The sequence below is a fragment of the Leuconostoc sp. JNUCC 76 genome, from assembly GCF_053667755.1.
On the sequence record NZ_CM132206.1, the window covers coordinates 673771 to 696890 of the forward strand.

Consider the following 23120-nt stretch of genomic DNA (forward strand, 5'->3'; position numbering starts at 1 on the left):
AAATTTTAGACGAACGTTCAGTTTTGATGTTTTTGTAAACGCATACATTACTAACGTTCGGATAAAAACAAATAAAAGTAAAAAATGTTCGTCATATACGAACTCTTTTTTTATTATTGTGAATTTTCTTATTTTAAAACGAACACAAATGTATAAAAATCTGTTAAATTGTAATTGTAAACGAACGATAACCTTGCAAATCACAGAAATTGTATACATTGGAGAAAAATATGCCTCAAGTTGCAGTTGTCATGGGATCAACTAGTGATTGGTCCAGCATGAAAAAAACGACAGAAATTTTGGATATATTAGGTGTTACTTACGAAAAGCATGTTATTTCAGCACATCGCATGCCTCAAGAATTACAAGCATTTGGCACACAAGCAAGAGACAATAAGCTTCAAGTAATTATTGCTGGTGCCGGAGGTGCAGCTCATTTGCCTGGTATGCTGGCAGCTAATACGACGCTCCCAGTTATCGGCGTGCCGATGCAATCACGGGCACTAAATGGACTGGATTCTTTACTCTCTATTGTTCAAATGCCAGCGGGGGTCCCCGTTGCCACGGTTGCTATCGGCGACGCAGGTGCAAAAAATGCGGCAATTCTAGCTGTGCAAATTATTGCTTTAAATGATGATGACGTATTGCAGGCCTTGAATGAATATCGAGAACGCCAAACAAAGACTTCTATTGAAAGCGAGGCAGACTTGATATGACAGGAGTAATTTTACCACCGGCAACGATTGGTATTATTGGCGGTGGACAACTTGGTCAAATGATGGCTCTTTCTGCAAAGGAAATGGGGTATCGTGTTGGAATTTTGGATCCTACGAAAGACTCTCCAGCTGGGCAAGTATCCGATTTTCAGATAGTTGCTGATTATGATGATGTCGAAGCATTGAATGAATTATCACGACGAAGTGAAGTGTTAACATATGAATTTGAAAATGTTGATCGAGATGCATTGAATGAGCAAAGCGATGCAGAACTGCCACAAGGTACAGAACTACTAAGAATTACAAGCAATCGCATTACTGAAAAAAAGTTTATTCGAGATGATGCTAAAGTACCAGTCACAAATTTCATTGAAGTAAATTCACCCGAAGATTTACGAAAGATAACTTTACCAGCTATCTTAAAAACAGTGAGTGGTGGATATGATGGACATGGTCAGTGGTCAATCAATACAGTACAAGATATTGTTAATCTTGAAAAAGATTTTCCAGATACGCAATTAATTTTAGAACAAGTTGTGGATTTCAAGCAAGAGCTAAGTATTATGGTTTCACGTTCCCAAGATGGGCAAATTGTGACCTGGCCGATTGTCGAAAATATTCATGAAAATCACATTTTAAGAACGACAACAGCACCTGCTGACATTTCATTGGCACTCAAGAATAAAATTGAAGCAATTGCTGAGAATATCGCTGAGGCACTTAAATTGCGTGGCGTACTCGGTATTGAGTTATTTGTCGCTGACGAGGAAGTGTGGGTTAACGAATTAGCACCGCGACCACATAATTCTGGACATTATAGTATTGAAGCGACAAATGTATCACAGTTTGAAGGACATATTAGAAGTATTGTCGGTCTACCTATACCAGCAATTGAGTTGCAAAGCCCTGCTACAATGTTGAATTTGTTAGGCGATGAGTTAACGCAAGCTAGAGAAGATTTAATTTATCATCCTGAATGGCATTTTCACGATTATGGTAAATTAGTTGTTAAACCTGATCGTAAAATGGGACATATTACGGTATTAGGAGCAGAAAATGATCGAAAATTAAAAGAATGGGGTAACTTGCATGAGCAGCGCAACTGAATACGAAGACAAAACAGTGACTCGCGGAGAACTGAAATATCAAGGTAAGGCGAAACAAGTTTATTTCACAGATAATCCTACAATTTTGTGGGTTCATTATATGGATCAAGCAACAGCCCTGAATGGTAAAGTACATGAGGATATTCCTGAAAAAGGAAGACTAAACAGTGCTATTTCACATATATTGTTCAATTATTTAACTCGTCAGGGTATTGACAATCATTTTCTTTCTTCAATTTCAGAAACAGATGAACTTGATACTGCTCTTGATATCTTGCCGATTGAAGTAGTAACCAGAAATTATGCATCCGGGCATTTTGTTAGTAAGTTCGACGCTAAACCTATGCAAAAGTTATCACCTATCGTTCAAGAATTTTACTATAAATCAGACGAGCTAGATGATCCCTTTATGAATGATTCTCAAATTTTAGCTCTTGGTTTTGCCACATTATCTGAACTCACAAAATTACGCGCTTATGCCCAAGAAGTTAATCAAGCGCTCAAAGAAATATTTGATGAAATTAATATTAACTTAGTCGACTTTAAATTAGAATATGGTCGTGATAGTGAGGGAAAGTTAATCTTGGCTGATGAATTGTCACCAGATAATATGCGTTTGGTCGACCAAAAAACAGGCCAGTCGCTTGATAAAGATGTATTTCGAAAACATGCTGGTGACGTTACTATTGGTTATCGTGATGTTCTATCACGTTTAGAAAATTTGGAGAAATAATATGTACTTAGCAAAAATATATGTCACATACAAGCCATCAATCCTTGATCCACAAGGAGAAGTGATTAAAGCTGCGTTGAATCGTATGGATTATAGCGGAATCGAGCAAGTATCACAAGGGAAATATTTTGAAATTAAGCTGAAAGCGACCGATGTTGATGCTGCTACTTCAGAAGTTGAAAGTTTCACTGATGCCCTATTAATCAATCAAAATACCGAAACCTACCGTTTTGATTTATCTTTGGTAGATGAGGACGAGGTACTATCATGAAAGCTGCGGTTATTAGTTTTCCAGGATCAAATTGTGACTTTGACATGTTACATGCATTGCAAGAATTTGGTGTTGATGCAGAAATTGTTTCTGCAAAACATAATAATTTAAAAGAATATGATGCAATCTTTTTACCAGGTGGTTTCTCATACGGAGATTATTTGCGTACAGGAGCAATTGCCCGTTTTTCACCGATCATGAGTGCTGTGACACAGGCGGCTAATGATGGCAAGTTAATTGTGGGTATTTGCAATGGGTTCCAAATTTTGACAGAAGCTGGATTGTTGCCAGGTCAGTTGCTTCCTAATCAAGTGCCTGGATTTATTTGCGACGAGGTTGCCTTGTCAATTGCTAATCCAAATACATCTTATACGAACTCTTATGATGCTGAAGAAATAATTAATATTCCAGTGGCACACGCAGAAGGAAATTACTACGCAGATGAAGAAACATTAGTAGCTCTTGAAAGTCATAATCGTGTTGTCTTTCGGTATGTAAATAATCCTAATGGTTCAGCACGTGATATTGCCGGGATTATGAACGAGCGCGGTAATGTATTTGGTATGATGCCTCATCCGGAACGAGCAGTGGATGGTATTTCAGGTAACGAAGACGGTAAGAACTTTTTCAAAAGTATTTTGAGCGGCATTCTCGCAGGAGCCTAATATAATGACAACTAATGAATTATCACCAGAAGAAGTACGAGATACTAAGGTTTATCTAGACTGGGGACTCACTGAACAAGAATATGACTTGATTGTTGAGAAACTAAAGCGTCTGCCTAATTTTACTGAGACGGGAATCTTTTCTGGCATGTGGTCAGAGCATGTTTCTTATAAAAAATCAAAACCAATTTTACGTAAATTCTGGTCAACCAATGAACGTGTTTTGCAAGGCCCTGGAGAGGGTGCTGGTATTTTAGACATTGGTGACAACCAAGCAGTTGTTTTTAAGGCTGAAAGCCACAACCATCCTTCATTTGTTGAACCATACGAGGGTGCAGCAACCGGAGTTGGTGGTATTTTACGTGATATTTTTTCAATGGGCGCACAACCTATTGCTGTGTTAGATTCACTGCGTTTTGGGGAATTAGATAATACACATACTAGTCATATTGTTGACGGTGTTATTGCAGGAATTGCTGGTTATGGTAACGCGATTGGTATTCCTACAGTAGGTGGCGAAATTAGTTTTGATTCAGTTTACGCAGGAAATCCGTTAGTAAATGTAATGGCTGTCGGTCTGATGGATCAAAATGCCATGCAAGTTGGTCAGGCAAAAGGTATTGGTAATTCAATTATTTATGTTGGTGCCAAAACAGGTCGTGACGGTATTAATGGGGCCTCATTTGCTTCTGCTGAGTTCTCAAGTTCAGAAAAGTCTGATCGTTCTGCTGTTCAAGTTGGTGATCCATTTTTAGAAAAATTAGTGATGGACGCAACCCTCCAAGCAATTCGCGAACATTCTGATACTATTGTAGGTATTCAAGATATGGGTGCAGCTGGACTACTTTCTTCAAGTTCCGAAATGGCTGCCAAAGCTGGTATGGGCATTAATTTAAACTTGGATATGGTACCTCAGCGTGAAACAGGAATGACACCTTATGAACTAATGTTATCTGAGTCTCAAGAACGTATGGTATTGGTTGTTAAAAAGGGAGAGGAACAAGATATTATTAACTTGTTCCAAGAAGCCGATTTAGATGCGGTAATTATCGGACAAGTTACCGATGATGGCCGTTATCGATTAAACTTTAAAAATGAAGTTGTTGCAGATGTGCCTGTTGACTTTTTGACACATGCACCAAAACAAAATTTACCAATGAGTGAACCAGCGAGATTGGCGAACTTTACAGATGAACAATTTGAGCCAAACATGGTTAATGTCAAAGAAACGATATTAACATTACTCGCGCAGCCGACAATTGCTTCCAAAGCATCGTTGTTCCGTCACTTCGATTCACAGGTGCGTGCCGATACCGCCATTAAGCCTGGTGGCGATGCAGCACTAATTCGTATCCGTGGTACTCAAAAAGCATTGGCAATGACGACTGATGTTAATGCGCGCTATTTGTATCTCAATCCACGAGTGGGTGCAAAAATGGCAGTTGCTGAAGCTGCCAGAAATATTGTAGCCACTGGAGCTAATCCAATTGGCATTACGGATGGATTGAACTTTGGATCGCCTGATAATCCAGAGGTGTATTATGAATTAGATCAAGCTGTTTCAGGGATTAATGATGTTGCCAAGAAACTTAACACACCAATAATTTCCGGAAACGTTTCCCTTTACAACGAAACTGATGGTCAAGCAATTTATCCAACACCAATGATTGGTATGGTTGGATTGCTTGAGGATATCACAAAAGCAACACGAATCGCATTTCAATCGGCAGGTGATAGCGTTTATCTTGTAGGTCAAACTGAAGATAGTTTTAACGGTTCAGAAATTCAAAAAATGCAAACTGGAAATATTGATGGTCAATTATTCAACTTCAATGATGAGCGAGAAATTGCGACACAACAGTTCATTCTACACGCAACAGATAAACGCTTACTTAAGAGTGTACATGATTTATCAGAAGGTGGATTAATTGTTGGACTTCTTGAAAGTGCATTTGCTGGAAATCTTAGCTTCGATATTACTTTTGCGCTTGCGGATAAATATCTATTTTCAGAAACACCAAGCCGTTTCATTGTTAGTGTAGCACCTGAGAATGTTGCCGAGTTTGAATCGATGGCAAGTGATCAGGTAACAAAATTAGGTGTGGTCACAGCGGGAGATGCAATTAATATCACAACTTCAGCAAGCGATATTCAATTGTCACTCAAAGAAACGAAAAGGATTTATCAGGAGAGTATCGCATGGAAACTAAACGCGGAGTAGCGATGATGAACGAAGAAAAAAATGAAACATCACGTCTTAATGTGCGTAGTTTGAATGAAGAATGTGGCATTTTTGGTGTTTGGGGTCGACCGGATGCCGCGCAACTAACATATTATGGCCTGCATGCCTTACAACACCGTGGCCAAGAAGGAGCCGGAATTGTTGCCAATAATAATGGTCACTTGTGGCAAGAGCGTGGGTTGGGTTTACTGAGTGATGTGTTTCGTGATACATCACGTATAGAGGCATTAGCTGGTGAAAGTGCTATTGGTCATGTACGTTATGCCACAGCTGGATCTAATGGGTTAGAAAACATTCAACCCTTGATGGTAAATTTTCATGACATGCAAATCTCATTAGCTCACAACGGTAATTTGACAAATGCACTAACATTACGTGAAAATTTGGAAGAAGAAGGAGCTATTTTTCAATCATCTTCTGATTCAGAGATTTTGCTACATCTAATTCGTAGATCTAAAGCAGACAAATTTGCAGATAAGTTAAAAGAGGCGTTAAACATTGTCCATGGTGGTTTTGCATTTTTGTTATTGACGCCACATGGGATGTTTGCTGCTTTGGATCCGCATGCATTTCGTCCCTTTGTGATTGGTCAAATGCCTGACGGTCATTATATTGTGACATCAGAAACAGCAGCTATAGAGGTCGTTGGTGCGAAATTTGTACGCGATGTACAACCTGGTGAATTAATTATGATTGACGATAGTGGGTTAACCATCGATACTTATACTGATAAAACAACTTTAAATATTGATTCAATGGAATATATTTATTTTGCTCGACCTGATTCAATGATTTATGGTGTGAATGTGCATAAGGCCCGTAAGCGAATGGGGGCAGCCTTAGCAGCGGAAAAACCTGTTCCAGAAGCAGATATTGTTGTTGGTATCCCAAACTCTAGTTTGAGTGCAGCCGCTGGTTTTGCTGAAGCAAGTGGTTTGCCTAATGAAATGGGGTTGGTTAAGAATCAATATATTGCGCGAACATTTATAGAGCCAACACAGGATAAAAGAGAGCGTGCTGTCCGTATGAAATTAAGCGCTGTTCGTGATGTTGTTGTTGGAAAAAATGTTGTCTTGATTGATGATTCAATTGTTCGTGGTACGACGTCAATGTTTATTGTACGTATGCTAAAAGAGGCTGGTGCTAAATCAGTGCATGTAAGAATTGCAAGTCCTATATTTAAATTCCCATCATTTTATGGTATTGATATGCAAACAACAGAAGAATTGATGGGTGCAAATCATTCTCTACCAGAAATGACAAAAATGATTGAAGCTGATTCACTTGGATTTTTGTCAGTTGATGCGCTGGTTAAGGCAATTGACTTACCATATGATGGAGAAGGAACTGGGCTAACGACCGCTTACTTTGATGGGCATTATCCAAGCCCCATTTATGATTATAAAGCCAGTCTAGATAAATTTGTGCAGGCTGGAGAAGTTGATTTTGTTCCAGAGCCAACTACTACCTACCATCCCCGTCAAGTGGCATCGTTGCGACATCAAGAGCTTTTATCAGATGGCACTATTCACTTAGATTCACAAACAATTCAGGGGGTAGAGATATGAGTGAGCAAAACGCCTATCAAAGGGCTGGTGTTGATATCAAAGCTGGAGAACGTGCTGTTGACCTAATGAAAGATGCAGTGGCGGCTACGTATAATGACCAAGTTTTGGATGGTATTGGTGGCTTTGGGGCAGCATTTGCTTTAGGAAAGGACTACACGGATCCAGTTTTAGTTTCAGGCGCTGATGGTGTAGGAACAAAGCTATTGCTAGCTATTGCTGCGGATAAACACGATACAATTGGGCAAGATTTAGTAGCGATGGTGGCCAATGATATTTTGGCTCAAGGCGCAAAGCCTGCTTTTATATTAGATTATCTAGCTGTGGATAAAATGAGACCAGAAGTGGTTGCTGAAATTGTCACAGGCATTGCCAAAGCTGCTAAAGAATCAAATATGGCTTTGATTGGCGGTGAAAGCGCTGAATTACCGGGATTATATGCGGAAAAGCATTATGACTTAGCTGCTTTTGCTGTTGGTATTGCAGAACGTCAACAGTTATTGTCTGCGCAAAATATTTCTGAAGGGGATGTTTTGATTGGCTTGCCATCTTCTGGCATTCATTCTAACGGTTATTCACTAGTACGTCAGGTCTTTGATATTCATTCTGATAAGGACTTTAACAAATTATCGTTTGAAACAAAAGAAACACTACTGACGCCAACCGCCTTATATGCTAAGCCTGTTTGGCCACTTGTGGAAGCCAAATTAATACAGGCAATGGCGCATATTACTGGTGGAGGAATCACTGAAAACTTGCCAAGAGCCTTACCGGAAAATGTTTCTGCAGAAATAAACTGGGGTTCATGGCCTATTTTACCAATTTTTTCCGAATTACAAGCCAAGGGGAACCTTTCTGTAAAAGATATGTTATTGACCTTTAATAACGGACTTGGAATGATTTTGATTGTGAAACCACAGCAGTTAGCTGATGCGATGACATTACTAACAGAACAAGGTCAGACAGCTTATGTAGTCGGTAAAGTAACGCCTGCTCAGAAGGAACGAGTTGTCTTTACAGGTAATGAACCATGGTGAGAAAAGTAAGGTTAGCAGTTTTTGCATCTGGGACGGGGACTAACTTCCAAGCATTAAATGATGCTATTTTACAACGAAATCTGAATGCTGAAATCGTACGTTTGATTGTTGATAAATCAACTGCTGGTGCCCTGAATTTAGCAAAATTATTCGGTATTCCTGCTACAGCAATTAAATATTCGAATTATGAAACGAAGAGTGAAGCGGAACAGGTCATTATTAATCAACTTAAAACAGATCAAGTTGACGGTATTTTATTGGCAGGCTATATGCGTATCTTAACCTCAAAGTTAATCAGTGCTTATTCAGGAAAAATCATTAATCTCCACCCGGCCATGTTACCTAATTTTCCAGGGCGACATAGCATTTTAGACGCTTTTGAAGCAGGTGTTTCAGAGACTGGTGTAACTGTTCATTTTGTGGATAATGGCATTGACACTGGTGAAATAATTGCTCAAGAAGCTGTGCCAATTCTGGTTAATGATACAATTGATTTACTTGAGACACGGATTCATCATGTTGAACATGTGCTGTATCCTAACACACTTGAAAAGTTAATAGATGAAGGAGTATTTTTAAAATGACACGAGCATTACTTAGTGTTTCTGATAAAAGCGGTTTAGTCCCTTTTGCCAAAAATTTAGTTGAATTAGGTTATGAATTGGTATCTACTGGTGGTACACATAAGGTATTGGCGGATGCTGGTTTAGCTGTTATCTCAATTGATGAGGTAACTGATTTTCCAGAAATGCTGGATGGGCGTGTGAAAACTTTACATCCTCGTGTCCATGCAGGTTTGCTTGCTCGTCGTGATTTACCAGAACACATGGCAAAGTTAGCAGAATTTGATATCACACCGATTGATATGGTAGTTGTTAATTTATATCCCTTCAAATCAACCATCCAAAAAGAAGGTGTTACTGAGGCGGAAGCAATTGAAAACATTGATATTGGTGGTCCTTCAATGTTACGTTCTGCTGCCAAAAATTTTGCATCAGTTTTGCCAATTGTTGATCCAAAAGACTATGACGTTGTTGTCAATAAGTTGAAAGCTGGCGAAGTTGATCGTGAATATCGTAAGTCGTTGGCCGCAAAAGTATTCCAACATACTGCTAGCTATGATGCTTTGATTGCCAATTATTTGACAGAAACATCATTTCCTGAAAATCTAACATTACCTTACGAAAAATTTGATGATATGCGTTACGGGGAAAATCCACATCAATCAGCTGCTGCCTATAAGACAGCCTTACCTGAAGCTTATTCGGTTCTGAATGCTGATATTTTACATGGGAAACAATTGTCATATAACAATATTCGTGACGCCGATGCAGCACTTAGAATAATTGCTGAGTATGAAGAAACGACAGTTGTTACAGTTAAGCATATGAACCCAGCTGGAATAGGGCAGGGAGAAACTTTGGAGGCTGCTTGGGATCAAGCCTTTGCTGCTGACGATATTTCAATTTTTGGTGGTATTGTAGCGCTTAATCGTGAAGTTGACGTGGCGACTGCAGAAAAAATGCATGCTATTTTCCTTGAGATTATTATTGCGCCAAGCTTTACACCGGAAGCATATGAAATTTTAGCAGCTAAGAAAAACCTTCGTTTGCTAACATTACCATTTACAACAAGTATTCCACAAAAATTGGAAGTCACTTCTGTATTAGGCGGTGTGGTTGTACAAGAGCGTGATTTGGTTGGTGAGTCTGAAGATAATTTTAAAGTGGTTTCAAAAGCTCAGCCTACTAAAGAGCAATTACAGGCAATGATTTTTGCTCAAAAAGTAGTGAAACATGTGAAGTCAAATGCTATTGTTGTCGCTCGTAACGGACAAACGTTGGGTATTGGTGCAGGACAGCCTAATCGTATTGATTCAGTTGTTTATTCAATTCAAAAAGCAGAAAATAAGCCAGGGTTTGATGAAGCAGTATTAGCTTCAGATGCATTTTTCCCAATGGATGATTCTGTTCAGTATGCAGCAGAACATGGTATCAAAGCGATTGTTGAGCCTGGCGGATCCATAAAGGACAAAGATTCAATTGCCAAAGCTGATGAATTAGGAGTGGTTCTAATATTTAGTGGCACAAGACATTTTAAGCATTAAAATAATAGCCCAAAAGCGCTTTAAAGAGCGTTTTTTTAGTTGAATCGCGGTATTTTTTTAGGTATACTTATTTATACGAACAAATATTCGCTTAGGAGATCATATGAAATTCATTCATGCGGGTGATGTACATCTGGGGAATCCCTTCTCAGGATTGGATAAACAATTGCCATTTGCCCTAAAAAAAACAGTTCAAACAGCAACAATTAAGGCATTTGAGCAATTAATTGATGATGCTATTTCTGCTGAGGTTGATTTTGTCTTATTCCCAGGAGATTTATATAATTCAGCCGAGAATAGTCCATTTATTCAAGAAGTAGTGAGCAAACAATTCCAACGACTTTCAGATGTGAACATTGATGTTTTTTTAAGTTTTGGGAATCATGACTTTGAAGCAGATACAAGAAATCATCTGCCTTGGCCAAACAATATCCACGTTTTTCCTCAAGAAGTAGAAACAAAAATTAAAATACTTCATTCAGGAGAAAAAGTTGCGCTGACGGGATTTAGTTACCAAACTCAACGCCAAACTGAAAAAATCATTGATGAGTTTCCTAGCAAGGGGAATGTTGATTATCAAATAGGCTTGTATCATGGCGCACTCGGCGTTGATGGTGATCCTTATGCTCCTTTTTCCTTGAGTGATATGTTGCAAAAAAACTATGATTACTGGGCTTTGGGGCACATTCATATACGTCAAACACTAAATGAACAGCCATTTATTGGTTATTCTGGTGTTTTACAGGGCTTAAATCGTAAAGAAACCGGGGACAAAGGCTATTACCTGGTTCACTCTGAGAACCAACGTTTGATTCCAGAGTTTAAAAATATTGCACCAATTAATTGGAATAGTATGACGATTTCGTCAATGACAGATGAGGCTGACTTAATTGATCAAATTATCAGTCTCAAAAATGACAAAATAACTTTTTGGTCAATCACTATAACTGCTCAGATTGATGCAACCATTATTGAACGAATTAATGGCGGCGTGACATTAGACAAAATTCGTGATCAATTATCAACTAACATGTGGGTAGTTCGTTTAAGTGTTGCTAATTCTGGACAATTATCATTAGTTTCTGACAATATTGATCAACAATACTGGACGGGAGCGCTTGAGAAGGTGTTTGAAGAGTCTAACATAACTAATTACTTGCCGAGTCAAGTTCCTGTGTTTATTCGTGAGCATTTCATGAGTGGTGATGGTCAGGAAGAACTTCAAAATGCTATGGAACAATTAATCGCAGAAAGGCGACAAAACAATGAAGATTAAACGCTTAGAAATTAGCGGATTTGGCCGTTGGTCGCAAGAAGCTTTTGATTTATCGGATGGTTTACAGGTTATTTTCGGACAAAATGAGTCGGGGAAAACAACCCTAAGAGCATTTATTGTAGGTGTCCTGTTTGGTTTTCCAACGAAAAAAAATGGCCATAACGTTTACGATCCAAAGGACGGAAGCCAATACGGTGGTAGCCTAATTTTAGAAACAGATGAGGGCGATGTCAAAATAACGCGTTTGAATCGTACCAAAACAACTTTGACAATTACACGCTTAATTAATCAAACAGAAATTATTGATCCTGAAAAGTGGCTGAAACAAAAATTATCGCCACTCACAAGAGAAGCTTTTGACGATATTTTTAATTTTAACCAAGAAGACCTAACCCAAATTTCTCAAATCAAATCAGTGGATTTTCAAAGGTTGCTATTAAATATTGGTGCTGTAGGAAGCACAGGTTGGTTAGATGTCATGGATGAATTTGATAAGTCTGCTGATAAACTATTTGCTCCGCGGGCAAATAAAAGACCTTTAAATATTGCCATTAAAGAATATGAAAATGCAACGGAAGAATTACATCAAAAAAGTGCTGAATTAGATGATTTCATGTCGGCAGAACAAACACTAACTGATTTAGAAAGCAAGCAACATGAACAAGAAGGGAAAATTCTTACAGCTAATAAACAACTACAAGAAACACAACAGTTAGTACAACAATACCAATTGTTTGAATCAGCTAAAAAAATAGAAATTGAAAATATGCCATCTGCTAATGAAAAGCAGGTCATGCAAGCACGACGATTACAAATTGAAATTGATTCTTTGAATGATAATATTTTGCAACATAATGAAGTGTTAAAAAATATTGAAGTGCCTCATGAAGTGAGTGACGATAACACCGACCAAATGGTTTTAACAAAAGCACAAGTAGCGCAACGGAATTTGGCAGTGAATACTGAGAAGCGTGCTAATTTGCTAAAACAGAAGGAAAAAATTGAAGCTCAGTTTGAGGGGGATGTGCCAAAGGGATTAACAGACAGTGAGTTACAAAATTTATCTTCTTCAAATGTATATTTGTTGTCGACTGGTGCGTTAATTTTAATCTTATTTGTTAGTATTTTTATAATGCACTGGCCTGCCTTGTGGATGATTATTTTGGCACTAATTGTAGCTGCAGGTCTGTTCTATAAGCAACAGAAGAAAAATCAAATAAGCCAAATGATTCAAAAGGCTTACGGCCCGCTTAATATACAAAACATTAAGAAAATACAGCCTGAGATAGATCAATATGAACAACAAAAAAAAGATATTCAAATTTTAAGTGAACAGATTGAAGGCCAATATGACAGTCTTATTCAAATGTTACAGCCAATTGCACTGAAGCTTGATATTCAGATTCTTTCAGATTCGTTAGAATTAACCATTGCGCAATTAATAAATGTTCAACAACAAGAAAGTCTTTCGGAGCAAAGTAGACGAAGCATGTATGTGCAACAGCAAAATCAAATTGTCACTGAGATACAGCAACTACAGGAAAAGTTGTCTGAGAAGTTGAACGAACAGAACACAATTTTTAAAGAATATCATGTCACGGATTTGCACGAACTGCAAAACACATTAGATCGATATAAAAAAAATGAACAATTAAAGCAGCGCTATCAAGATATCATGAACCAAATTGATGAAAGTACGCGCCAAGAACTGTTAAAGTATGATAACGAAAGACAACTGCTTGAACAGAAAGAAAAACAGCAAAATCACTTAACGATACTACAAAAACACGCATTTGAATTGCAGAGCGACATTGCACATTACAAAGCGCAGCAGGAGCAAAGGACTAGTAACGATCAGTTCATGATGTTACAACAAGAGCTTGCTAACCAAAAAACAGAGCTTATACAACAATTTGGCGAGTATTTAGCAAAAAAAATGAGCGTAAAATGGATAAATCAAGCCTTGCAAGATGCATCTCAAAATCGCTTTCCAAAGATGCAGCAGTTAGCAACGGACTATTTTCAAAAACTTACAGATGGTCGATATGTAAACATTCAATTCGATAAAAATACGTTGCAGGTCGTGAGAAATGATCGACAAAAGTTTAGTGTAGTAGAATTATCCACCGGGACACAAGAACAACTGTATGTGGCCTTTCGTTTAGCGTTAAGCCAAGTTATTAAGGATATTATTAATATGCCTATTCTAGTAGATGATGGCTTTGTTAATTTTGATTTAAGTCGTAAACAAAATGTTATAGCATTGTTAACTGATATTGGTCGGAATCAGCAAGTTATCTATTGGACAGCTGCTATTCATAACGAACACTTCGACAAAGTGATAGAATTATAACTAATTAAGCTGGTAAGGGGCCGTGAGATGAAAAAATTATTAGCAGAGTATCAGGATACAGAGCACATTGATAATTTTGCACTAATCAAAGCTGCAGAGGTACGTCTAACGAAAACAGGGAAAACTTATATCAATATACTGTTTTCGGATCGTTCAGGAGATTTACCTGGTAATCTTTGGGATGCTACTGATGAACAAATTAAAACTTTGATTCCTGGAAAAGTCGTTAGTTTACAAGGCGTTAGAGGATCATATCGTGATCAGCCTCAGATACAAATTACTCACGTCAGACTAACTGAAGCTGGGGAACCTGATAGTCCTTCAGATTTTATGACTCATGCGCCAATTAAAGAAGCCGAAATGAGTGAAGAACTTAGTGATTTTATCTTGTCAATTGCTAATCCTACCTGGAATCGATTAGTTAGAAAATTATTTACGCAATATAATGATTTGTTTTTAAAATATCCTGCCGCAAAGATGAATCATCACGCATTTGGAGGCGGATTGGCATTTCACTCTTTGTCGATTGCTAAACTAGCAAAGAATCTTGTTTTACAATATCCGCAACTTAATCAGGATTTGCTGATTTCTGGTGCCTTGCTGCATGACTTAGGGAAAGTGATCGAACTTTCCGGACCAATCGCTACACAATATACATTGGCCGGAAACTTAATCGGTCATATTACGTTAATTGATGAGCAAATCGTTTTAGCAGCAAACGAGTTACATTTTGATTTGCAGAGTGAAGAAATGATTATTTTACGTCATGTGGTTCTAGCACATCATGGTTTGCTAGAGTTTGGATCGCCTGTTCGTCCGGCATTAATGGAAGCAGAAGTTCTCCATCAACTTGATGAGCTGGATGCAGGGATTCAAATGATGACGGGGGCTTTAGAAAAAACAAATTCAGGATCATTTTCCGATAAAGTATTTGGCTTAGACAATCGGAAGTTTTACAAAACAGAAGAGGATGATTAACTGAAAAATCAGTAGCGTAGCCTATCATAAACGTTTGAATAAGAAAAATGCAAAGGCACAAAATCCAATTTGAATGATCAAAACAGTGCTGACAAATACAAGTAAGTGAACGTCATTCAGACGGAATGATATATAAATTAGTAACAATAATACTAAAAAAATGATGACAAAAAAACCTGGCATAAACTTCTCCTTATTTATTGTGATCTTATTTTAGATTATTATAAGTTGCAATAGTTATATGAATTTTAAATGCATAAGATGCCCATCATTTATTGCTTGGTCTATTTGGCGCTTAATTTAAGTTAAAGTTTCGTACTCAAATACTAATATTATATTTTTGAACGTCTCTCATATCAGTGCTACAATAAATGAAATATAATATATTTGTAATTTGACGAGAAGGAAGAAATTCATGACTATTAAAAACCCGTTAGTAATTGTATCTTTTGATGCTATGGGTGCTGAAGATATTGCAGAGCACATTAACTTGATGCCCAATGTTGCTGCTTTAATCGCTCGGGGAACCCATGTAAAAAAGGTTGAAGGCATTTACCCAACACTAACTTATCCTTCACATACAACTATTATGACTGGTGTTTATCCCGCCAAGCACGGCATCGTAAACAATACAAAAATTCAGCCGGAGTTGGGGGATTCACCAGACTGGTTTTGGTATGCGCGAGACATCAAGACGCCAACTTTATTTGATTTAGCACACAACAAGGGATTGAAAACAGCAGCCTTTTTATGGCCGGTTTCAGCCAAAGCGCCAATTACATGGAATATTGCTGAAATTTTTCCTAACCGAATTTGGACTAACCAATATTTTGTTTCGTTTCATGCTAGTTCACCCTATTTTTTGTTTGACATGAATAGAAAATTTGGTAAATTTCGAAAAGGAATTGCACAACCACAGTTAGACCAATTTATTACAAAAGCCGCAGCAGATACAATTAAACACAAAAAGCCAGATATGACAGCTATTCATTTAGTTGACATGGATTCGCATCGGCACAAATATGGCGTGCGTTCTAAGGAAGCTTATGAGGCTTTAAAAAGATTAGATAGTAACCTTGGTGATATTATTCAAGCGACGAAAGACGCAGGTACTTTTGACCAAACCAATTTTGTTGTTTTAGGGGATCATTTTCAAATTGACGTTGAAAATATGATACATTTGAACAAGTTGTTTGCCATTAATAATTGGCTCACTGTAACTGACAAAGGGTTGATTGCAAATGATTGGCGAGTATTAGCCAAAACAACTGATGGGTCTACGTATATTTATATAAAAGATCTTTCATTAGTAGATGAGGTACGTGATGTTGTACAGCAAGTACCAGGTATTGAAATGATATATACTTCTGCAGATATTATTAAGTGGCACATTGATCCAGAAGCCACTTTTATTGTTGAAGCGCAAAACGGTTTTTTCTTTACAGATGAAGTTGACCGACCTGTAGTTGTGGAACCAACAGATGAGAAGGAATTAGGTCAAAGTGACCGCTATAAAGCAGTACATGGATTTCGGCCGGATAAAGTAGGCTATCAGACTACCCTTGTGATGGCTGGGCCAGATGTTGCGCATGGCACAATTGAAGAAGCGAGCTTAGTAGATGAAGCGCCCACTATGGCACAATTACTTGATGTGGAGTTTGAAAACGTCTTAGATGGTATACCGCTCACTAAAGCGTTTAAATGAAAATATCTTTTTTGGAGATTGATTGTGGATAAAAAAATGGATAAAAGCGAGTTGAAGGTTGCAACGCGCTACAAGACAGTGCTAAAAAGTCTGGATAATACATGGCGTATTCTTGATGAAGGTAGGGTAGCTGTACTAAAAGATGTGTTGATGTGGTTGGGGCATCCTGACCAATCATTAAAAATTATCCATATTGCTGGGACTAATGGCAAAGGGTCAACAGGCACAATGTTGGGATCAATTTTAAAGGCCAATGGATACACCTATGGTCATTTTTCAAGTCCTTATATCATGGATGATCGTGAACAAATTCGTATTAATGGGGAAATGATATCCAAAAGTGATTTTTTAAAATATTATGATCAGTTAGTCACTCTTTTTAAACATCATAATGTGCCCCTTTACTATTTATCTTATTTTGAGTATTTTACGATTATTTCATTGCTCGCATTTGTTGACAAAAAAGTGGATTTGGTTATTTTTGAAACTGGGTTAGGTGGACTTTTGGATGCCACTAATGCGATTGAGCCACCAATGTTAACTATTTTTACTAAAATTAGCATCGACCATCAAAACTTTCTTGGACATAATATCGCTGAAATTGCTGAGAACAAAGCTGCTATTATTAAACCGGGTACATGGGTAATTGACTATCCAGGACAAGATATTGAAGCAAAAAAGGTATTAAAAGCGCAAACAGAAAAGGTTGGCGCACGTTGGTTTGAACATAAGAGAGATGAAATCATTATATCCAATACCTCACCATCTGGTCTTGATTTGATTATTAATGGCAAGAGCGGTTATTTCTTAAGTATGGCTGGTGCTTTTCAGGTTCACAATTTCAGTATCGTATTGAAAACGAAAGCGGCATTAATCGAAAAGGGATATCGATTTGATGCCGAAAAGACTCGTAATGGCATTGCTAATGTAAAAATGTTGGGGCGGATGAATTATCATGCTGATAAAAACATTTTGTTTGATGCTGCTCATAATGTTGATGGCATTCAGGGATTAGTCTCTGCATTGAACTCTTGGCACTTAAAAATTAAGCCGACTTTGATTCTAGGCGTTCTCAAGGACAAAGATTATCATGAGATGTTGGATGAAATTATACCATTTGTTCAGCGTGTCATTACCGTCACACCGAATAACAAAACACGAGCGTTATCTGCAGACGAATTGGCAACTGATATTTTATCGAACTATCCAAGTATTGAGGTTGAGATTGCTAATGATGCTTCGGCAGCCATCTCACTTGCAATGCGTGTTCGTGAGTCTTCTCAGGCATTGATTGTGGTTACTGGATCATTCTACACTTTAAGTGCAATTCATAGGGAGGGGCGTATTTAGAGCCAGTTCAAAAATGATGTTGCTTAGTAGCAATTGATCATTTATTCACTTTTTTAGGTTGTCAATCTTTTGTGAAAATGTCTCTCTCATGTTAAAATGGGAGAGATATTTTTATGAGTATGAAACTTTATGAGGCAAAATAATGTCAGAATTAAAACAAAATTTTTTCTGGGACGAAGTCGTTGAAAAAGTACAAAATAATCACGAGAGCAAGCAACCTTTTTTTAGTATGGCACCAATGGAGGCCGTAACTGATACTGTTTTTAGACGTGTTGTCGCCCAAGCAGCGGCCCCAGATGTTTATTATACTGAGTTTACCAATGCTAGCTCGATGGTTCATCCTAAAGCTAAGTTTTCTGTTCAGGGTCGCTTGGCAGTCGCTGAAGGTGAACAACAGCCCGTGGCACAGATATGGGGATCAAGACCAAAAGAGATAGCTGGGTCAATAGAAGTTTTAGCTGACATGGGTTATCAGGCTGTTGATATTAATATGGGTTGCCCAGATGGCACAGTGATTAAAAATAGTTCTGGATCTGATTTGATCAGGCATCCTGATTTAGCTGAAGAAATTATTGTTGCCGCTCAAAGCGGTAGTTTGCCGGTTTCAGTAAAAACACGGCTTGGGTTTTATAAACCAGAAGAATTTAGAGAGTGGTTACCAATTATTTTGCGACATCAGGTAGCAGTTCTGACTGTCCATCTACGATCCCGTAAAGAGATGTCTAAAGCACCAGCTCATTATGAACATATTGATGAAATACTGGCAATGCGTGACGAAATAGCACCCAACACATTAATTCAAATTAATGGTGATATTAAAACTAGAGCACAGGGAATAGCACTAGTCCAAGAGCACCCAGGTATTGATGGGATTATGATTGGTCGAGGAATTTTTGAAAATCCGTATGCTTTTGAAAAGCAACCACGCCGACATACATTAGAAGAATCAATTGCGTTGTTAAATCTACAATTAGACTTATTTGATGAAATTAGTGAAACGGTAGCTACGAAACATTTTGAGGCTTTGAAAAGATACTTTAAAATTTATTTGCGTGGATTCGCCCATGCTTCAGCATTACGTCAAATGTTGATGGATACACATACAACGACTGAGGTTCGAGAAATTTTAACCCGTGAATTGGCAAAGGTCTATGCTGCAGTTGCTGATGATAAGCATATCTATCGTGACAATGCTGCTGCTAGTGCTGATATGGCCTTGTCAGCGAATAAGCAAAAATAAGAAAGCATTTGAAAGTTTGTGTGACTATTGCACAGCTTTTTTAGTATAATGAAATTATGAGATTAACAACTGAAACAATTCAAAATTTATTAGTGGACCATAATCTATTATTAGATGCACCAGACGTTGATATGACGTTTGATTTCTTACACTATGATACCCGAGAAGTACAAAAAAATACGTTATTTGTTATTAAGGGCGCCTTCAAAAGAGCCTACTTGGATAATGTACATGGTATTACAGGATTAATTACAGAAACAAAAATTGATGTTGATTTACCACAGTGGCAAGTAACGAATGTTCAAAAGGCCTTATCCTTGTTATCAATGGCTTTTTTTGATTACCCGCAAGAGCAGCTATGGATTGGTGCTTTTACAGGTACCAAAGGTAAAACAACTGCTGCTTATTTTGCCTATACAATGCTGAAAGAGGCAACTAATAATCATACGGCCTTATTTTCTACAGTTGATCGCATTACTGGCCCGCAAGCATCTGACAAGAAAAAGTCTGATTTGACAACACCTGAGTCATATGAATTGTTTAAAGATATGCGACAAGTTGTTGATAATGGTATGACTCACCTTGTGATGGAAGTAAGTTCACAAGCCTATCTTAAAAATCGTGTTTATGGACTACGCTATGATGTGGGCGCCTTCTTGAATATATCCCCAGATCATATTGGGCCTAATGAGCACCCAACATTTGAAGATTATTTGGCACACAAATTGATGTTACTAGATCATTCAGATGAGGTGATTGTCAACGCTGAAACAGATCATTTTGATACTATTTACACCTATGCTAAAAAAACACATCATAAGGTCTACACATACAGCCGTCAAATGTTTATTTCTGAAGAAAGTGCCATTCATGAAAGTAGATTCACTGTTATTAAAAGTGAATTCAATGAGATGCTGGGTTCGTATCGTTTAAATGTTCCAGGAGACTTCAATGAGTCAAACGCAATGGCAGCAATGATGCTGGTTTCTTTTGCTGGTGTTAAGCATCAAGCCATGGTAAAAGGGTTAGATGAAGTGTTTATTCCCGGCCGGATGCTTAGTTTGCCAATTAACGGACATGGAGTTGCTTTTGTTGATTATGCTCATAATTTTGTCTCCATGCAAGCTTTACTTAGCTTTGCACAGGCCCAATATCCAAATGGTAGAGTGCTTGTTGTAGTTGGTTCCCCAGGTAATAAAGGTGTTTCGAGACGTGCTGATTTTGGTCACGTAGTGAGTGATTTGGCTGATGTAGTTTATTTAACCGCTGATGATCCACAATTTGAAAATCCTTTGGATATTGCACAGGAGATTGCTGCGCATATCAATAATGATAAATTAGAGGTGCATTATGAAATGAACCGTATTGCAGCCATCCATGAAGCGATTTCTGCTGCAAAAGAAAATGATATTGTTATTGTTGCTGGTAAGGGTGAAGATCCCTACCAAAAAATAGATGGTGTTGATGTGCCTTACATTGGTGATTACGCCGTTGTAAAACAATTTAGAGATCAGATAAAGAACCCGTAAGGGTTCTTTTTTGCTTTGTAAACTTTAAAATTGATCATATTTTTTGGAAAACTAGTGGTACAATTAAATTGTATAATGTAAGCGGTTACAATAAAGGAGCTGATAATATGCAATTTATTAAATATTTTAATCAAGATGCCTATACCAACATCGCCATGGATGCTTGGTTATTAAAAAATTTAAAACCAAAAAAGCCGGTTTTTGCATTATGGCAGAACAAAAAAGCAGTGATTATTGGTGAAAATCAAAATACCTTTTCGGAGGTAAATCAGGAGTATATAGAGTCACAAAATGTTCAAGTTGTCCGTCGTGTTTCAGGAGGAGGCGCAGTTTATCATGATTTAGGAAACATTTGTTTTACATTTTTTGTTCCAGTTGCTACTAGTGCTAGTGTGGATTTTCATCAGTTTGTTAAACCAATGGCGGATGCTTTGGAGTCACTTGGTATACATGTTGATATCTCTGGACGAAATGATTTAGAGATTGCGGGGAAAAAGGTTTCTGGGAATGCCCAGAGATATGCCGGCGGCTATCTAATGCATCATGGCACACTGCTCTGGGACACTGATGTGGATGCTATGATACGTTCTCTTAATGTAGCTGATGAAAAGTTTATATCTAAGGCGGCTAAATCAGTTCGTGCTCGTGTTGGCAATATCAAAGACTATGCACCTGAGGGGTTAACAATTAGTACATTTATTGATCAGTTGAAATACCATTTAACAGATGAGGGCAAAGATACTGAATATGTGTTGAGTGAAGAACAAAAGGCTTCTATCAAAAAACTGCGCGATGAAAAGTTTTCACAGTGGGCATGGAATTACGGAAAAAGCCCACAGTTTATGTATAACAATCATGCTAAATATGGTGGTGGTGCAATTGATGTACAAATCGATGTTAAAAATGGTGATATTACAGATGTAAACTTTACAGGAGACTTTTTAGGGGTAAGAGATTGGCGTGAAATGAAATCAGAATTAATCGGTATTCCATTTACTCGCGATGCAATTGCCGAAGTACTTGACAGAAATAAAGATGGTCAATACTTTGGTAGCATCACAAATGATGAACTTTTAGAAACATTCTTTCAGAAAGATGAGGTAAAAATAAATGGCTGACATAACAGCAACAAATAAGCAAGTACTTGACTTTAATCATCAGCTTACTACACAAGCAAATAGTTTCCCAACATTAAGTGTATTAGACAATACTGGAAAAATTGTTGATGATGAAGCTTTTGAGCGTGCTGAGTTATCTAATGAAGACTTAATCAATATTATAAAACGCATGATTTTAAGTCGGCAGTTAGATATTCGTTCAACAAAATTAGCTAAGCAAGGGCGGTTTGGATTTTTTGCACCAACAGCTGGTCAAGAAGCCTCACAGATGGCCTCTTCTTATGCTTTTAATGATGATGACTGGCTAATGCCGGGTTACCGTGACATCCCACAAATTGTTGTGAAGGGATGGCCAATTTGGAAGGCAATTTTGTGGTCACGTGGGCATGTTTTAGGAAATGTATATACTACTGAAGACGACAAACCAGTAAATTCGTGGATGCCACAAATTATCATTGGTGCGCAGTATGTGGAGGCGGCTGGTATTGCGTTAGGTTTGAAGAAACGTGAAAAAAATGCAGTTGTGTATGCTTATACAGGTGATGGTGGTTCATCACAAGGCGATTTTTATGAGGGCATAAATTTTGCCGGAGCGTATAGAGCTAATGCAGTGTTTTTTGTTCAGAACAATGGTTACGCTATTTCTACACCACGCGCTTTGCAAACAGCAGCACCGCATTTAGCTGCAAAAGGTTGGGCGGCTGGATTACCAAGCCTGGTGGTGGACGGAAATGATCCGATTGCTGTTTATTTAGCTTCTAAAGAAGCTCGTGCATGGGCGGCAAATGGCAATGGCCCTGTACTGATTGAAACGATTACTAATCGTTTGGAGGCTCATTCGACAGCTGGAGACGATCCGCTACGTTACCGAACGAAAGATGATATTGGAGAATGGTGGCAAAAAGAACCGCTTATTCGCATGCGCAAGTTATTGCAGGATCAGGGTATTTGGAGTGAAGAACAAGAAGACGATTATGTAAATGAAGTCAATCAACTGATTGATGATCAAATTAAGATTGCAGATAGTGTTGAGAAACAAAAAATTTCTAACTTTATTAAAAATACACTCGAAGTCCCAAGTCAGGCAATGAAAGAGCAAATAGCTAAGTTTGAAAGCGAGGGAAAGTAA

At 37.9% G+C, this 23120-nt stretch carries 19 protein-coding genes; all 19 read left to right on the forward strand.

Going from position 1 to position 23120, the window contains the following annotated elements; translation table 11 throughout:
* The first annotated feature begins 230 nt into the window (after positions 1-230).
* The 19 genes from purE to JNUCC76_RS03585 all read left to right on the forward strand — a co-directional run bounded on the left by purE (position 231) and on the right by JNUCC76_RS03585 (position 23120).
* Positions 231-716 (forward strand): 5-(carboxyamino)imidazole ribonucleotide mutase, encoded by a 486-nt coding sequence (gene purE / locus JNUCC76_RS03495; protein WP_454155840.1) that lies wholly within the window; start codon positions 231-233, stop codon positions 714-716.
* Complete coding sequence (gene purK / locus JNUCC76_RS03500) at positions 713-1822, forward strand: 5-(carboxyamino)imidazole ribonucleotide synthase (RefSeq protein ID WP_454155842.1); 1110 nt, start codon at positions 713-715, stop codon at positions 1820-1822. The genes purE and purK overlap by 4 nt, the downstream gene beginning before the upstream one ends.
* Positions 1806-2555 carry a phosphoribosylaminoimidazolesuccinocarboxamide synthase gene (locus JNUCC76_RS03505; RefSeq protein WP_454155844.1) on the forward strand — a complete coding sequence of 250 codons (750 nt, stop codon included), beginning with the start codon at positions 1806-1808 and terminating at the stop codon, positions 2553-2555. The genes purK and JNUCC76_RS03505 overlap by 17 nt, the downstream gene beginning before the upstream one ends.
* A gap of 1 nt (position 2556) precedes the next feature.
* Entirely contained in the window at positions 2557-2826 is a 270-nt protein-coding gene (gene purS / locus JNUCC76_RS03510) for a phosphoribosylformylglycinamidine synthase subunit PurS (protein WP_004164272.1), read from the forward strand.
* A complete protein-coding gene (gene purQ / locus JNUCC76_RS03515) occupies positions 2823-3491 on the forward strand; it encodes a phosphoribosylformylglycinamidine synthase subunit PurQ (protein ID WP_454155846.1) in 669 nt (222 codons plus the stop codon). Before purS ends, purQ begins: the two co-directional genes overlap by 4 nt.
* A 4-nt stretch (positions 3492-3495) precedes the next feature.
* Positions 3496-5712: a phosphoribosylformylglycinamidine synthase subunit PurL gene (purL, locus tag JNUCC76_RS03520; protein ID WP_454155848.1), complete on the forward strand. Its 2217-nt coding sequence runs from the start codon at positions 3496-3498 to the stop codon at positions 5710-5712.
* Positions 5691-7301, forward strand: a complete 1611-nt coding sequence (gene purF, locus JNUCC76_RS03525) for an amidophosphoribosyltransferase (protein ID WP_454155850.1) — start codon at positions 5691-5693, stop codon at positions 7299-7301. The genes purL and purF overlap by 22 nt, the downstream gene beginning before the upstream one ends.
* The gene (gene purM / locus JNUCC76_RS03530; protein ID WP_454155852.1) at positions 7298-8335 is read left to right on the forward strand and encodes a phosphoribosylformylglycinamidine cyclo-ligase; all 1038 of its coding nucleotides are present in this window, start codon (positions 7298-7300) and stop codon (positions 8333-8335) included. The genes purF and purM overlap by 4 nt, the downstream gene beginning before the upstream one ends.
* Complete coding sequence (purN, locus tag JNUCC76_RS03535) at positions 8329-8919, forward strand: phosphoribosylglycinamide formyltransferase (RefSeq protein WP_454155854.1); 591 nt, start codon at positions 8329-8331, stop codon at positions 8917-8919. The genes purM and purN overlap by 7 nt, the downstream gene beginning before the upstream one ends.
* The gene (gene purH / locus JNUCC76_RS03540; protein ID WP_454155855.1) at positions 8916-10442 is read left to right on the forward strand and encodes a bifunctional phosphoribosylaminoimidazolecarboxamide formyltransferase/IMP cyclohydrolase; all 1527 of its coding nucleotides are present in this window, start codon (positions 8916-8918) and stop codon (positions 10440-10442) included. The genes purN and purH overlap by 4 nt, the downstream gene beginning before the upstream one ends.
* A 103-nt stretch (positions 10443-10545) precedes the next feature.
* The gene (locus JNUCC76_RS03545; RefSeq protein WP_454155857.1) at positions 10546-11718 is read left to right on the forward strand and encodes a metallophosphoesterase family protein; all 1173 of its coding nucleotides are present in this window, start codon (positions 10546-10548) and stop codon (positions 11716-11718) included.
* Positions 11708-14071, forward strand: coding sequence for an ATP-binding protein (locus JNUCC76_RS03550; RefSeq protein WP_454155859.1), 2364 nt, complete (start codon positions 11708-11710; stop codon positions 14069-14071). The genes JNUCC76_RS03545 and JNUCC76_RS03550 overlap by 11 nt, the downstream gene beginning before the upstream one ends.
* Positions 14072-14098: 27 nt before the next feature.
* A complete protein-coding gene (locus JNUCC76_RS03555) occupies positions 14099-15049 on the forward strand; it encodes a 3'-5' exoribonuclease YhaM family protein (protein ID WP_454155861.1) in 951 nt (316 codons plus the stop codon).
* Between the two features lie 415 nt (positions 15050-15464).
* Positions 15465-16754 carry an alkaline phosphatase family protein gene (locus tag JNUCC76_RS03560; RefSeq protein ID WP_454155863.1) on the forward strand — a complete coding sequence of 430 codons (1290 nt, stop codon included), beginning with the start codon at positions 15465-15467 and terminating at the stop codon, positions 16752-16754.
* A 36-nt stretch (positions 16755-16790) separates the two neighbouring features.
* Complete coding sequence (locus JNUCC76_RS03565) at positions 16791-18104, forward strand: bifunctional folylpolyglutamate synthase/dihydrofolate synthase (RefSeq protein WP_454156507.1); 1314 nt, start codon at positions 16791-16793, stop codon at positions 18102-18104.
* A gap of 142 nt (positions 18105-18246) precedes the next feature.
* Positions 18247-19344, forward strand: a complete 1098-nt coding sequence (locus JNUCC76_RS03570) for a tRNA dihydrouridine synthase (protein WP_454155864.1) — start codon at positions 18247-18249, stop codon at positions 19342-19344.
* Positions 19345-19400: 56 nt separating this feature from the next.
* Positions 19401-20873, forward strand: a complete 1473-nt coding sequence (gene murE, locus JNUCC76_RS03575) for a UDP-N-acetylmuramyl-tripeptide synthetase (RefSeq protein ID WP_454155866.1) — start codon at positions 19401-19403, stop codon at positions 20871-20873.
* Between the two features lie 107 nt (positions 20874-20980).
* Positions 20981-21991: a lipoate--protein ligase gene (lplA, locus tag JNUCC76_RS03580; protein WP_454155868.1), complete on the forward strand. Its 1011-nt coding sequence runs from the start codon at positions 20981-20983 to the stop codon at positions 21989-21991.
* The gene (locus JNUCC76_RS03585) at positions 21984-23120 is read left to right on the forward strand and encodes a thiamine pyrophosphate-dependent dehydrogenase E1 component subunit alpha (protein ID WP_454155869.1); all 1137 of its coding nucleotides are present in this window, start codon (positions 21984-21986) and stop codon (positions 23118-23120) included. The genes lplA and JNUCC76_RS03585 overlap by 8 nt, the downstream gene beginning before the upstream one ends.

Bases quoted from the DNA above. Each gene is read 5' to 3' on its own strand.
- purF (WP_454155850.1), top strand. From the start codon at position 5,691: ATGGAAACTAAACGCGGAGTAGCGATGATGAACGAAGAAAAAAATGAA.
- purQ (WP_454155846.1), top strand. From the start codon at position 2,823: ATGAAAGCTGCGGTTATTAGTTTTCCAGGATCAAATTGTGACTTTGAC.
- purL (WP_454155848.1), top strand. From the start codon at position 3,496: ATGACAACTAATGAATTATCACCAGAAGAAGTACGAGATACTAAGGTT.
- purS (WP_004164272.1), top strand. From the start codon at position 2,557: ATGTACTTAGCAAAAATATATGTCACATACAAGCCATCAATCCTTGAT.
- murE (WP_454155866.1), top strand. From the start codon at position 19,401: ATGAGATTAACAACTGAAACAATTCAAAATTTATTAGTGGACCATAAT.
- JNUCC76_RS03555 (WP_454155861.1), top strand. From the start codon at position 14,099: ATGAAAAAATTATTAGCAGAGTATCAGGATACAGAGCACATTGATAAT.
- purH (WP_454155855.1), top strand. From the start codon at position 8,916: ATGACACGAGCATTACTTAGTGTTTCTGATAAAAGCGGTTTAGTCCCT.
- JNUCC76_RS03560 (WP_454155863.1), top strand. From the start codon at position 15,465: ATGACTATTAAAAACCCGTTAGTAATTGTATCTTTTGATGCTATGGGT.
- JNUCC76_RS03505 (WP_454155844.1), top strand. From the start codon at position 1,806: ATGAGCAGCGCAACTGAATACGAAGACAAAACAGTGACTCGCGGAGAA.
- purM (WP_454155852.1), top strand. From the start codon at position 7,298: ATGAGTGAGCAAAACGCCTATCAAAGGGCTGGTGTTGATATCAAAGCT.
- purN (WP_454155854.1), top strand. From the start codon at position 8,329: ATGGTGAGAAAAGTAAGGTTAGCAGTTTTTGCATCTGGGACGGGGACT.
- JNUCC76_RS03570 (WP_454155864.1), top strand. From the start codon at position 18,247: ATGTCAGAATTAAAACAAAATTTTTTCTGGGACGAAGTCGTTGAAAAA.
- JNUCC76_RS03550 (WP_454155859.1), top strand. From the start codon at position 11,708: ATGAAGATTAAACGCTTAGAAATTAGCGGATTTGGCCGTTGGTCGCAA.
- JNUCC76_RS03565 (WP_454156507.1), top strand. From the start codon at position 16,791: ATGGATAAAAGCGAGTTGAAGGTTGCAACGCGCTACAAGACAGTGCTA.
- lplA (WP_454155868.1), top strand. From the start codon at position 20,981: ATGCAATTTATTAAATATTTTAATCAAGATGCCTATACCAACATCGCC.
- JNUCC76_RS03545 (WP_454155857.1), top strand. From the start codon at position 10,546: ATGAAATTCATTCATGCGGGTGATGTACATCTGGGGAATCCCTTCTCA.
- purK (WP_454155842.1), top strand. From the start codon at position 713: ATGACAGGAGTAATTTTACCACCGGCAACGATTGGTATTATTGGCGGT.
- purE (WP_454155840.1), top strand. From the start codon at position 231: ATGCCTCAAGTTGCAGTTGTCATGGGATCAACTAGTGATTGGTCCAGC.
- JNUCC76_RS03585 (WP_454155869.1), top strand. From the start codon at position 21,984: ATGGCTGACATAACAGCAACAAATAAGCAAGTACTTGACTTTAATCAT.